This window comes from Pseudophaeobacter sp. A-200-2, assembly GCF_041008815.1.
GTDB lineage: Bacteria > Pseudomonadota > Alphaproteobacteria > Rhodobacterales > Rhodobacteraceae > Phycobacter > Phycobacter gallaeciensis_A.
Genome location: NZ_JAXGFU010000005.1, coordinates 41784 through 54952, shown reverse-complemented (window position 1 = coordinate 54952; position 13169 = coordinate 41784). Strand labels below are relative to the sequence as shown.

Genomic DNA, 13169 nt, shown 5'->3' with positions numbered 1-13169 from the left:
GGTGCCGCCGGAGGGTGTCGCATTCGTCGGTGACTTGAACCCCTCCCCGGGTTATGCTGCGCCCAAAACGCCAACGGCGTGAGGCAGAAGAGCATGTCCAGATACGATAGAATGGCGGGGCGCAGCACCCGCCTGCTGAACCGGTTATATGCCTGGCGGGCGCGCAAGCAGCCTGCGGCGACGGGATTCGTATCGCAGCCTGAACCCCGCACCATTGGCAGCTTTGCCCGCGGCCGGCAGCTGGTGGCGGGGAACCTGCTGCTGGCGGGGTATCTGGTCGAATCGACAACCACCGGGCTTTGGGAAGTGACGGCGCCGGACGCCGCCTTTGACGCCGAGCGGCACGGTTTTGCCTGGCTCGACGATCTGGCGGCGGTCGGCGATATCAAGGCCCGCGTCAAGGCGCAGAATTGGGTCTGGGGCTGGATCAAGGCGCATGGGCGCGGCTCGGGGCCCGGCTGGTCGCCGGATCTGACAGGGCGGCGCGTGATTCGATGGATCAACCATGCGATTTTCCTGCTGAACGGCAAGGAACGTGCGGAATCCGAGGCCTTCTTTCGCTCGCTATCGCAACAGACATGGTTCCTGGCCCATCGCTGGCAGGGGGCCACGCCTGGCCTGCCACGATTCGAGGCGCTGGCGGGGCTGATCTATGCGGGGCTTGCCCTTCAGGGGCAGGAGGCGCTGGCTGATCCCGCCATCCGTGCCCTGAGCGCAGAATGCGACCGGCAGATCGACGCGCAGGGCGGATTGCCGACCCGCAATCCCGAAGAACTGCTGGAGGTCTTTACCCTGCTGACCTGGACTGCCGCCGCCTTGCACGAAGCCGGGCGCAGCGTGCCAGCGGCGCAGACCGCGGCCATTGAACGGATTGCGCCAACGCTGCGCACCCTGCGCCACAGCGATGGCGGGCTGGCACGGTTCCACGGTGGCGGCCGGGGGCTGGAAGGCTGGCTGGATCATGCGCTGGCGGCCAGCCACGTATCGGCGCGCCCGGTCGAAGGGTTGGCGATGGGCTATGCCCGCTTGTCGGCACGCCGGACCTCGGTGGTGATTGACGCGGCCTTGCCACCGCAGGGGCGGGCCTCGGCTAACGGTCATGCCTCCACCCTTGCCTTTGAACTGACCTCGGGGCGGCGGCCTTTGATCGTCAATTGCGGCTCTGGGGAAACCTTTGGTCTGGAATGGCGCCGCGCCGGGCGGGCCACACCTTCGCATTCGACCCTGTGCCTGGAGGGCCATTCCAGCGCCCGGCTAGCTCCGCCCAGCCGTGGCACCGGTCAGGAAGAACTGGTTGGCGGCCCCACTGACGTGCAGATTCAGCTGGAGCAGCTCAGCGATGGCAGCCGGTTTCAGGGCGGCCATGACGGATACGCGCGCGAATTCGGTCTGACCCACGCGCGCACGCTGGATCTGGGCTTTGACGGGCGCGCACTGGCGGGCGAGGACATGCTGGTAGCGCTGGATGAGGCGGCCGAGCGGCGCTGTTCAAAGGCGCTGGACAGCCATGGAGAACGCGGGATCGGCTTTGATATCCGCCTGCATCTGCACCCGGAAGTGGATGCAACCCTTGACTTGGGCGGCGCGGCGGTATCCATGGCGCTCAAGAGCGGCGAAATCTGGGTTTTCCGCCATGACGGCACCTGCGAATTGAAGCTGGAGCCGGGCGTTTACCTGGAAAAGACCCGCTTGAAGCCGCGTGCGTCAAAACAGATCGTTCTATCTGGCCGGGTCATCGACTATGCAACCCGCGTCCGGTGGACGCTCAGCAAGGCACAGGAAACTGCCGAAGCCGTGCGCGACCTGAACCGGGACGACCCCGAGATTTTTGATTGAGCCTGCAAAGGACCGCCCTGCCATGACCGATCTTCACCCCGTACGCCGTGCGCTGCTTTCCGTATCCGACAAGTCCGGTCTGATTGACCTTGGCAAATCGCTGGCCGAGCGTGGCGTCGAGCTGCTGTCCACCGGCGGCACCGCCAAGGCGCTGCGCGATGCGGGGCTGGACGTCAAGGACGTCTCTGACGTCACCGGTTTCCCGGAAATGATGGACGGCCGCGTGAAGACCCTGCACCCGATGGTGCATGGCGGGCTGCTGGCGCTGCGCGACAATGACGCCCATGTGGCGGCGATGAACGAACACGGCATTGGCGCCATCGATCTTCTGGTGGTGAACCTCTACCCGTTCGAGGCGGCACTGGCCCGTGGTGCGGATTACGATGAGATGATCGAGAATATCGACATCGGTGGTCCGGCGATGATCCGCGCGGCCTCGAAGAACCACCTGTTCGTCAACGTGGTGACCGACGTCGAAGACTATGACGCGCTGCTGGCCGAGCTGGACGCGAACGACGGTCAGACCTCTTATGTTTTCCGCCAACGCCTGGCGCAGATCGCCTATGCCCGCACCGCGGCCTATGATGCTGCCGTCTCCAACTGGATGGCGGGCGCGCTGGAGCTGGAAGCACCGCGCCGCCGCGCCTTTGCCGGTGAGCTGAAACAGACTCTGCGCTATGGCGAGAACAGCCACCAGAAAGCAGCCTTCTACACCGATGGCTCGAACCGTCCGGGTGTTGCCACCGCCGTGCAGCTGCAGGGCAAGGAGCTGTCCTACAACAACATCAACGACACCGATGCGGCCTATGAGCTGGTGGCCGAGTTCGATCCGGCGGAAACCGCTGCCGTCGCCATCATCAAGCACGCCAACCCCTGCGGCGTGGCGCGTGGAGCTACCCTGGCCGAGGCTTACCAGAAGGCATTCGATTGCGACCGCACCTCTGCCTTTGGTGGCATCGTGGCGCTGAACCAGCCGCTGGACGCCGAAACCGCCGCCAAGATCACCGAGATCTTCACCGAGGTGGTAATCGCGCCGGGTGCCTCGGATGAGGCGAAAGAGATCTTTGCCGCCAAGAAGAACCTGCGCCTCTTGCTGACAGACGCGCTGCCCGATCCGCGCAAGGCGATCACCGCCTACAAGCAGGTCTCTGGCGGTGTTCTGGTGCAGGACAAGGACGTGGGATACATCGGCATGGACGATCTGAAGGTCGTCACCGAAAAGGCCCCCACGGATGAGCAGATGCAGGACCTGCTGTTCGCCTGGAAAGTGGCCAAACACGTGAAATCCAACGCCATCGTTTATGTCAAAGGCAGCGCCACCGTGGGTGTCGGCGCCGGTCAGATGAGCCGTCTGGACAGCGCCAATGTCGCCGCCGCCAAGGCGCAGCGCATGGCGGATGAGCTGGGTCTGGATGCAAGCCTGGCCAAAGGCTCTGCCGTGGCGTCCGATGCCTTCTTCCCCTTCCCCGACGGTCTCCTGGAGGCTGCGGCTGCTGGCGCCACCTGCGTGATCCAGCCGGGCGGTTCGATGCGGGACGATGAGGTGATCAAGGCGGCCAATGAGGCTGGGCTTGCCATGGTCTTTACCGGCATGCGCCACTTCCGTCACTGATCAGCTGGAACCAAGCGGAAAATGGCAGTGCGTATGATGTTCTGGGGCGCGTTCTGGGCCTTTCTTCTGGATCAGGCCAGCAAATATCTGGTGATTCACTGGATGGGCCTGTCCCAGCGCCAGAGCATCGACGTGCTGCCGCCGCTGTTGAATTTCCGCTATGGCGAGAACACCGGCATTAACTTTGGCCTGTTCGATGGCGGCGAGGATACGGCGCGCTGGGTGTTGATCGGCCTCTCGCTGCTGATCTGTGCCGTGCTGGCCATCTGGATTCGCCGCTCGCACCGCCGCGCGCGCTGGATGGCGTTGGCGGCGGGGCTGGTGATCGGCGGCGCGCTGGGCAATGTCGCGGATCGGCTACTCTATGGCTATGTGCTGGATTTCCTCAACATGTCCTGCTGCGGCATCAACAATCCCTTCGTGTTCAATATCGCCGATGTGTTCATCTTTGCCGGTGCCATCGGGCTGATCCTGTTCGACCGGAACGCAAAAAAGCCCGCGTGACCTCGGGTGCAATATGCGTTAAAAGCGCGGGGAAACTGGCAGGAGTAACTGGGAATGCGGATCCCTTTCGGCATGATTGTTCTGGTAGGCGCGGTGGCCGTCGCGGGCTGCTCGCAAAAAGGTCTGCGTGATATTCGCAAGACCGGGACCGGGCCGGATGAATTCCTTGTGCTACCGAACAAGCCGCTGAACGAGCCCGCAGATTACAGCAGTCTGCCGGAACCAACACCGGGCGCAGGCAATATCGCTGATCCGACCCCTCAAGCCGATGCGGTCGCGGCGCTGGGCGGCAAGCCCTCTGCGCTGGTTCCTGGACAGGGTGTATCCTCCTCGGATCTGGCGCTGGTCAGTGCTTCCAGCCGCTATGGCGTGTCGCCAACGGTGCGTCAGGAACTGGCCGAGGAAGACGCCAAGTTCCTGAAGAAAAAGCGTATCACCGGGCGGATCCGCCTGTTCCCTGTCGACCGTTATGAGCAGATCTACGCCAAGCAGACACTGGACCCGTTCGAGACAACCGAACAGTTCCGCCGCGCCGGTGTGGCAACCCCTTCTGCGCCGCCGCCAAGCGGAGAGTGAGCCGCGCCTCTGCTGCGCAGCTTGACTGGATGGCCGTCCGCCGGGCGGGTTAGCACGTTCACAATTTTGACAATTCGCTATCGTGACAGGGCGCCTTGTCTCCCTGCGACCTTGGCTTAGGTTGCGGTTCGTCAAGACATCCCCAATATGGGTAGTACTATGCCGGGTGCGCTGGTGGCTGTCTTTGCACAGCCCGACAGGCCCCGGATGTGACGGACAGAGGCAGCATGTCTTTGGAGAAATCTATTGGAGGACGCCGCATGATCCGACGGATCGCACTGGCCGCCATCGCTGTAACAGCCGTTCTTGCCGCGCCGCTGCGCGCTGCAGAACCGGCTGAGGACATGGTGACGGCCTTTACCCTTGAAAATGGCATGGACGTGGTGGTGATCGAGGATCACCGCGCGCCAGTGGTTCAGCATATGGTCTGGTACCGCGCCGGATCCGCGGATGAGCCGCCGGGTCAGTCCGGGGTTGCGCATTTTCTGGAGCACCTTCTGTTCAAGGGCACCGACAAGATGGAGCCGGGAGAGCTCTCGGCGACGGTGGCAGCCAATGGCGGCCGGGATAATGCCTTCACCAGCTATGACTACACCGCCTATTTTCAGCGCATTGCAGCGGACCGGCTTGAACTGATGATGCAGATGGAAAGCGACCGTATGGTCAATCTGCGCCTCAGCGAGGAGGAGATCGTCACCGAGCGTGAGGTGATCCTGGAAGAGCGCAACCAGCGCACCGACAGCGATCCGCGGTCCCTGTTCCGCGAACAGCTGAGTGCGGCGCAGTATCTGAACCACCGCTACGGTCAGCCGGTGATCGGGTGGCGCCATGAAATGGAGACGCTGGACAGGGAGGACGCACTGTCCTTTTACGGAACCTATTATGCGCCCAACAATGCCATTCTGGTGGTTTCGGGCGATGTGGAACCCGAAGAGGTCCGACAGCTGGCCGAAAAATACTACGGTGTGATCCCGGCGAACCCCGACCTGCCGGAACGGTTCCGCAGCCAGGAGCCACCGCAGACGGCAGAGCGGCGCATGGTCTATCGCGATCCACGCGTGGCACAGCCCTATGTGCAGCGCTCTTATCTGGCGCCGGAACGCAACAGCGGTGCGCAGGAAAAGGCGGCGGCACTTTATCTTCTGGCTGAACTGCTGGGGGGCGGCAATACCTCCTATCTGGCCAATGCTCTGCAATTCGATCAGCAGCTGGCGGTCTATACCGGTGCCTTCTATTCGGGGGTGTCGCTGGACAAGACCAGTTTTTCCTTCCTTGTCGTCCCGGCCGAGGGCGTCGGGATGCAGGAGGCTGAGGATGCGCTTGACGCAACCTTTGCGCGCTTCCTTGAAGAGGGTGTCGACCCCGATCAGCTGGAGCGGATCAAGCTGCAACTGCGCGCGGCGGAAATCTATGCGCGCGACAATGTGGATGGGATCGCCAATCGTTATGGTCAGGCGCTGACCTCCGGGTTGACGGTGGAGGACGTGCAGGAGTGGCCCCATATCCTGCAATCGGTCACTGCGGATGAAATCATCGCTGTCGCCCGCGAAGTGCTGCAGCCCGAGGCGTCGGTCACTGGCTGGATGGTGCGCGCAGATGAGGAGGTCAACCAATGACGGGATTTGCCATGATACGTGCCGGGCTGGTCGCCTGTTTTGCCCTTCTGATCTCTGTGCTGCCGGTCAGCGCCGAGATCCGCATCAAGGAAGTCACCTCGCCCGGGGGCATCACCGCTTGGTTGGTCGAGGATCATACGATTCCCTTCACCGCGCTTGAGCTGCGGTTTCGCGGTGGCACTTCGCTGGATGCCCCGGGCAAGCGTGGCGCCATCAACCTGATGACGGGCCTTCTGGAAGAAGGCTCCGGCGAGATGCCGGCGCAGGACTATGCCCGTGCGGTCGAAAGCCTTGCGGCCAGTTTCTCTTATGACGCGGATAAGGAGGCGGTGTCGGTCTCTGCCCGCTTCCTGACCGAGAACCGGGACAAGGCCATCGACTTGCTACACCAGACCCTGGTGGCGCCACGGTTTGATCAGGACGCTCTGGACCGGGTGCGGGCGCAGGTTCTGTCCGGCCTGCGGTCGGACGCTGAGAACCCCAATGACATCGCCGGGCGTGCCTTTTCCAAGATGGCCTTTGGCGATCACCCCTATGGTTCGGACGGCTCGGGCACCATCGATACCGTGTCCACCCTGACGCGGCAGGACATGTTCGATGCACATGATGCGGTCTTTGCCCGCGACAGGCTGTTTGTCAGCGCCGTGGGGGATATCGACGAGGCCGCGCTGGGCGCCTTGCTCGACACGCTTCTAGGCGATCTGCCAGAGACTGGCGCACCGCAGCCGGGTCCGGCAGCGGTCACGATCGAGGGCGGAACCACCGTGATCGATTATGACACGCCGCAATCCGTTGCGCTGTTCGGGCATGTGGGGATCGACCGGGAAGATCCGCGGTTCTTTGCGGCCTATATCATGAACCAGATCCTGGGCGGCGGTTCCTTCGAAAGCCGCCTGATGACCGAAGTGCGCGAAAAGCGCGGCCTGACCTACGGGGTTTATTCCTATCTCCTGCCGCGTGATCTGGGCTCTGTGTACATGGGCTCGCTCGCCTCGGCCAATTCCAAGATGGCCGAAGCGGTTGCGGTAATCCGCGAAGAATGGAGCCGTCTGGCAAGGGAAGGCGTTACTGAGAAGGAATTGCAGGATGCCAAGACCTATCTGACCGGGGCCTATCCGTTGCGTTTTGATGGCAACGGCCGCATTGCCTCGATCCTGGTGGGGATGCAGCTGGACGGCATGCCGATCGACTACGTGCGCACCCGCAATGACAAGATCAACGCGGTCACTCTGGAAGAGATCAACCGTGTCGCCTCGGAAGTGCTGCAACCGGACAATCTGCATTTTGTGGTTGTGGGGCGGCCGGATGGATTGAAAACCGGCGGCTGAGCCTTGCACTTTCCCTGAAATGACAACGGGCCGGAGAGAGATCTCCGGCCCGTTTTGTTTCGGCATTCTATCCGGCGTTATTCGCCGTAGGGCACCCAGATGTTCTTGATCTCTGTCGCCGCCTCTAGGAACCGGCGGCTGTGGTCCGTGTCCCAATCCAGCGCGGTGCCATTGTTGACCCATGTGCGTTTGAGATTGCTGGCGGACGCCTTTTCGATCTCTGCCGACAGATCGGTGGAGGAAAAGCTCCAGACCGCATCGACGTTCATATGCGATGCCAGCGGTCCTGCCAGATCGACATGACTACCGGTCAGGATATTGATCACACCTGCGGGCACATCCGAGGTGTCCAGCACCTGATAGAAATCAGTTGCAGCCAGCGGGAAGGGTTCGGAGGCGGTCAGCACCACCCGGTTGCCCATGGCGATGGCGGGCGCCATCACCGAGACCAGCCCCAGAAGTGGCGCCTCATCCGCACAGAGCGCGCCGATCACGCCAACGGGTTCCTTCATCGCCAGCGCCACGCCGCGGATCGGTACGCCATGCACCTGACCGTCGTATTTGTCGGCCCAGGCGGCGGCGGTGAAAAGGCGCTGGATTGAGGCTTCGACCTCCTTGGTGCCGCTGCGCCGCCCGGTCATGTGGTCGATGCGATGGGCGAATTCCTCGGCCCGGGCCGAGAGATTCTCGCCGATATAATAAAGGATCTGCGCGCGCAGATGGCCGGTGGTCTTGGCCCAGCCCTTGGCCCCGGCGGCGGCCTCGACAGCGTTGCGCACATCCTTGCGGCTGCCAAGGCCGACATAGCCGAGAATGGCGCCCGATTTGTCATGCACCGCGCGGGAATAACCGCTGTCGGGGCGGGCCTGCTTGCCGCCGATATACATCTTGGCGGTGCGGTCGATGGGATCGGCGCCGCTGCCCTGACCGGTGAAGCCTTTGACCTGCGCCAGCGCCTTGGGTTTGCCGCGGGGTTTGGTATAGGCCGACAGCCCTTCCCAGCCCCCTTCGCGGCCAAAGCCGCTTTCGCGCACACCGCCAAATCCGGCGGCGGCATCGAACATATTGGTGCCATTCACCCAGACCACGCCGCAGGCCAGTTTCGGCGCGATATCAAGGGCGAGGTTGACGTTCTCGCTCCAGACACTTGCGGCAAGGCCATAGCGGGTGTTGTTGGCCAGCTCGACCGCCTCGGCCGGGGTGCGGAAGGTGCAGGAGACCAGCACAGGGCCAAAGATTTCTTCCTGCATCAGTCGGTCTGCGGGGGTCAGCCCCTCGATCAGAGTGGGGCGGAAGAAACAGCCTTCCTCGGGCATGTCCACCTGCGCCTGATAGGTTGCGCCTGCGTCATTTGCGGCGACCAGATCGGTGATCGTCTTCAGCTGCACCGGGTCAACCACGGCGCCCACGTCGATACATTTGTCCAGCGGATCGCCAAGGCGCAGCTTGTCCATGCGGGCGCGCAGTTTGGCGTGGAACTTCTCCGCGATATTCTCCTGCACCAACAGGCGCGAACCGGCGCAGCAGACCTGCCCCTGATTGAACCAGATCGCATCCACCAGCCCTTCGACAGCGCTGTCGATGTCGGCATCGTCAAAGACGATGTAGGGCGACTTACCACCCAGTTCGAGTGTCAGCGCCTTGCCGCTGCCTGCGGTGGCTTCGCGGATGCGGCGGCCCACGGCGGTGGAGCCGGTAAAGGCGATCTTGTCCACGTCGGCGGCCACGATCATCTCACCCACGGCGCCGTCGCCGGTAACGATGTTCACAACGCCCTTCGGCAGACCCGCCTGACGGCAGATGTCTGCAAACAGCAGCGCGGTGAGAGAGGTATACTCCGCCGGTTTCAACACCACGGTATTGCCCATGGCGATGGCTGGCGCCACTTTCCACGCGAGCATCAACAGTGGGAAGTTCCACGGGATGATCTGACCGCAGACCCCAAGGGCGGCGCGGTCCGGCAACTCGCTTTCCATCAATTGGGCCATGCCCGCGTGATAGTAGAAATGCCGCTGCGCCAGCGGGATATCGATGTCCCGGCTTTCGCGGATCGGTTTGCCGTTGTCCATGGTTTCCAGAACGGCAAACAGGCGGCTGTGTTTTTGGAGCAGGCGTGCGATGGCATAAAGGTATCTGGCGCGGCCCGGCCCGCCCAGTTTCTCCCACTTGGGCTGGGCGCTGCGCGCGGCGGCGACGGCGGTGTCCACGTCGGCCTGCGTTGCCTGGGTCAGGGTCGCAAGCACCTCTCCGGTGGCGGGGTTCTGGCTGTTGAAGCCATCGCCTGGCGCGGTAAAGGTGCCATTGATGAAATGGCCGAACCGGTCGCCCTGATCGACAAGCCAGGCGAGTGCCTCGGCGGCGCTTTCGGGAGCGGGTCCATAACTCATGGTGTCAAAGATCTCTTTAATGGACATTTCAACGTGCCTCAGACGGGCAGCCATTCGTCTTGAGGACGCGCTGTGATGACGGGGGATGGCGAAGAAGTGCTCCCGCTGGCCTTATTGGGCGTGCAACCAGATTTCCACCGCAATTCGGGCAGATCCCGCCAAGGATCTCATCGGTGCAATCGGCGCAGAAGGTACATTCGAAGGTGCAGATCCGTGCGTCCGGGCTTGCTGGCGGAAGATCGCGATCACAGCATTCACAGTTTGGGCGAAGTTCAAGCATACTCCTGCTCCTCTCAGGCCATCGGGTGGCGGTAGCCGACGGAATAGGCGCCGGTAACATGGTGTTCGAGCTGGCGTTCGATATCGCCCAGCAGGGAAGAGGCGCCAAAGCGGAACAGGTCGGGCTGCAGCCAGCGGTCGCCCAACTCCTCCTTGATCAGCGACAGGTAGACCAGCGCGTCCTTGGCCTTGGAAATACCGCCGGCGGGTTTATAGCCGACGCGGTAGCCGGTGCGTTCGTGATAGTCGCGGATGGCGCGGATCATCACAAGGCTGACGGGCAGGGTGGCATTGACGCTTTCCTTGCCGGTAGAGGTCTTGATGAAATCGGCGCCCGCCATCATGCAGATCATCGAGGCGCGCGCGACGTTGCGCAGACTGCCCAGCTCTCCGGTGGCAAGGATCGCCTTCACATGGGCATCGCCACAAGCGGCGCGGAAGGCTTTCATCTCATCATAGAGCGCCTGCCAGTTGCCACTCAGAACGTGGCGGCGCGAGATCACGATATCGATCTCATGGGCGCCTGCCTTGACGCTTTCCTCGATCTCGGCAACGCGCAGGTGGAAGGGAGAGAGGCCCGCTGGAAACCCGGTGGAGACCGCTGCGACCGGAATGCTGGTGCCCTTGAGCGCGGCAACCGCCGGGGTGATCATGTCGTGGTAGACGCAGACCGCGCCGGTGGTGATATCCGGGGTGCCAAGCGCCTGTAGAATGTCCGCGCGCACTGGCTGGCGCGCCTTGGCGCACAGGCGGCGTACCCGCCCCGCGGTATCATCGCCGGAAAGCGTGGTCAGGTCGATGCAGGTGATCGCCTTCAGCAGCCACGCAGCCTGATACTCTTTCTTGACGCTACGGCGTCCGGGCAGCGTCGCACAACGCCGCTCAATCGCCGAAGTATTGGCCTGCAGGCCAAGCGCCCAGTCCAGATCCAGCTCCATGCCGGGATTGCGCGGCTCACCGACCTGCGGCAGCTGCGCGTCGCCCGCGGCATTGGCCTGAGTGCTTTGCGCGGAGATGTGGCTTTCCATTGCGGGGATCCTCACCAAAGTTCTGCGCGAAAGTCGCACGGGTGCGGCATCTTGGCAAGCAAGCCGCCTGCTTTCCGTGCAGTAAATTGACCGTTTGGAAAAACCAGCCGTCTTTCTTGAGAATAATTCGCATTTACATTGACAGTTTTGAGAATCGTTCTCATATTGCCTTCAACACCGGCCTGAAAACCGGCATGAAGGAGAACGAGGATGAGAGTTTCGCTCAATGGCCTGATGCGGCTTGCGCTGTTGCTGGTACTGCCGCTGACACTGGCCTTTGCGGCGGGTCGCGCCGTGGCCGAGGCACCGCTGAAAATCGTAGCCACCACGGGCATGATCGCGGATGCCGCGCGTCAGGTCGGCGGTGATGCGGTTGAGGTGCGCGCCCTGATGGGGCCGGGGGTCGATCCCCACGCCTACCGGCAGACCCGGTCGGATATCGTCGCGATGACCCGGGCGGATCTGGTGCTGTATCACGGTCTCTACCTTGAGGCGCAGATGGAAAGCTTCCTGCACGATCTGTCCCGCAAGCGGAATGTGGTCGCGGTGGCCGAAGGTCTGCCAAAGGATCTCTTGCGCGCCCATGACGATTACGAGAACAAGTTCGACCCGCATGTCTGGATGACGCCGAACCTGTGGAAACGGGTGGTGATGAATATCGCTGCGGTGCTGAGCGAAGCCCGCCCGGCCGAGGCGCAAACCTTTGCGGCCAATGCTCAGGCACATCTGGCGGATCTGGACCGGTTGATCGCCTACGCGAGCAAAACGCTGGAAACCGTGCCGGAAAACAACCGGGTGCTGGTCACCGCACATGATGCCTTTGGCTATTTTGGCCGCGATTTCGGCTTCGAGGTGCTGGGCATTCAAGGCATCTCGACCCAATCCGAAGCGGGTCTGAATCGGATCGGTGAACTGGTCGATCTGCTGGTTGAGCGCAAAATCTCGGCGGTCTTTGTCGAAAGTTCGGTGTCGGACCGTTCCATGCGCGCCCTGATCGAAGGTGCGGCGGCGCAGGGCCACGAGGTGCAGATTGGGGGCGAGCTGTTCTCGGACGCGATGGGTGCCGACGGCAGCTATGAGGGCACCTATCTGGGTATGCTGGACCACAACGTGACCACCATCGCCGGGGCGCTGGGCGCAGATGTGCCAGAGCGCGGCATGGATGGTAAACTGTCGGCGGGGCTTTGATCATGACACAGACGGTTGAACTTGTGCGCGATGCCGGGGCAGACATCGCATCGACTTCCCCGGAAAACAGCCCGCTGGCCATTCGCGGCCTCACCGTTACCTACGGAGAGAAACCCGCTGTCTTCAGTGTCGACATGACGGTCGAGCCGGGCAAGATGACGGCCATCATCGGACCCAACGGGGCGGGTAAATCGACCCTTTTGAAATCCGCACTTGGGATCGTGCCGCCGGTGTCCGGCCGGGTGCAGGTCTTTGGCCGCCCATTGGAGGCAATGCGCGCCCGCATCGCCTATGTGCCGCAGCGCGCCAGCATCGACTGGGACTTCCCGACCCGTGTCATCGACGTAGTGATGATGGGGCTCTATCGTGAACTGGGGTTGCTGGGCCGGATCCGGGGTCATCACCGGACCGTGGCGCGTGATTGTCTGGATCGGGTCGGCATGGGCGATTTCGCCGACCGCCAGATCGGCCAGCTTTCGGGCGGCCAGCAGCAGCGGGTGTTCCTGGCCCGCGCACTGGCGCAGGATGCGGACCTGTACCTGCTGGACGAACCCTTTGCCGGGGTGGATGCGGCGACAGAAAAGGCCATCATCACCGTCCTGAAATCCCTGCGTGCTGCGGGTAAGACGGTTGTGGTGGTGCACCACGATCTGGCCACCGTCGCGGAATATTTCGACAATGTCTTTCTGATCAACACCCGAAAGGTTGCCGAAGGCCCGGTCGCCGAGGCCTTTACCGCGGAAACCCTGCAGGCCGCCTATGGCGGGCGCCTCGCGACGGCGCAGATCGATCAGCTGGCGGCGGCAAAGGTCTGA

At 62.8% G+C, this 13169-nt stretch carries 11 protein-coding genes; 8 read left to right on the top strand and 3 right to left on the bottom strand.

Annotated features, from left to right (window positions below):
* Nucleotides 1-93: 93 nt before the first annotated feature.
* The 6 genes from SM766_RS09045 to SM766_RS09020 all read left to right on the top strand — a co-directional run bounded on the left by SM766_RS09045 (nt 94) and on the right by SM766_RS09020 (nt 7472).
* On the top strand, nt 94-1836 hold the full coding sequence (locus tag SM766_RS09045; RefSeq protein WP_274829843.1) for a heparinase II/III family protein: 1743 nt from the start codon (nt 94-96) through the stop codon (nt 1834-1836).
* Between the two features lie 22 nt (nt 1837-1858).
* Nucleotides 1859-3448: a bifunctional phosphoribosylaminoimidazolecarboxamide formyltransferase/IMP cyclohydrolase gene (gene purH / locus SM766_RS09040; RefSeq protein WP_065271807.1), complete on the top strand. Its 1590-nt coding sequence runs from the start codon at nt 1859-1861 to the stop codon at nt 3446-3448.
* A gap of 21 nt (nt 3449-3469) precedes the next feature.
* Nucleotides 3470-3952: a signal peptidase II gene (lspA, locus tag SM766_RS09035; protein WP_368947572.1), complete on the top strand. Its 483-nt coding sequence runs from the start codon at nt 3470-3472 to the stop codon at nt 3950-3952.
* Nucleotides 3953-4006: 54 nt separating this feature from the next.
* Nucleotides 4007-4528 (top strand): DUF3035 domain-containing protein, encoded by a 522-nt coding sequence (locus SM766_RS09030; protein WP_065271805.1) that lies wholly within the window; start codon nt 4007-4009, stop codon nt 4526-4528.
* 260 nt (nt 4529-4788) lie between these two features.
* On the top strand, nt 4789-6144 hold the full coding sequence (locus SM766_RS09025) for a M16 family metallopeptidase (RefSeq protein WP_368947571.1): 1356 nt from the start codon (nt 4789-4791) through the stop codon (nt 6142-6144).
* Nucleotides 6145-6155: 11 nt separating this feature from the next.
* The gene (locus tag SM766_RS09020; protein ID WP_368947704.1) at nt 6156-7472 is read left to right on the top strand and encodes a M16 family metallopeptidase; all 1317 of its coding nucleotides are present in this window, start codon (nt 6156-6158) and stop codon (nt 7470-7472) included.
* 77 nt (nt 7473-7549) lie between these two features.
* Here SM766_RS09020 and SM766_RS09015 read toward each other — a convergent pair whose 3' ends face one another.
* From SM766_RS09015 to deoC, 3 genes are read right to left on the bottom strand one after another with little or no spacing between them, the layout of a single operon-like run.
* Nucleotides 7550-9886 (bottom strand): aldehyde dehydrogenase family protein, encoded by a 2337-nt coding sequence (locus SM766_RS09015; protein WP_368947570.1) that lies wholly within the window; start codon nt 9884-9886, stop codon nt 7550-7552.
* 1 nt (nt 9887) lies between these two features.
* Nucleotides 9888-10139 (bottom strand): DUF1272 domain-containing protein, encoded by a 252-nt coding sequence (locus SM766_RS09010; protein WP_274829840.1) that lies wholly within the window; start codon nt 10137-10139, stop codon nt 9888-9890.
* Between the two features lie 13 nt (nt 10140-10152).
* A complete protein-coding gene (deoC, locus tag SM766_RS09005) occupies nt 10153-11166 on the bottom strand; it encodes a deoxyribose-phosphate aldolase (RefSeq protein WP_368947569.1) in 1014 nt (337 codons plus the stop codon).
* 210 nt (nt 11167-11376) lie between these two features.
* Here deoC and SM766_RS09000 point away from each other — a divergent pair, with 210 nt between their 5' ends.
* On the top strand, nt 11377-12354 hold the full coding sequence (locus tag SM766_RS09000; protein ID WP_490363350.1) for a metal ABC transporter solute-binding protein, Zn/Mn family: 978 nt from the start codon (nt 11377-11379) through the stop codon (nt 12352-12354).
* Nucleotides 12355-12356: 2 nt separating this feature from the next.
* Complete coding sequence (locus SM766_RS08995) at nt 12357-13169, top strand: metal ABC transporter ATP-binding protein (RefSeq protein WP_274833047.1); 813 nt, start codon at nt 12357-12359, stop codon at nt 13167-13169.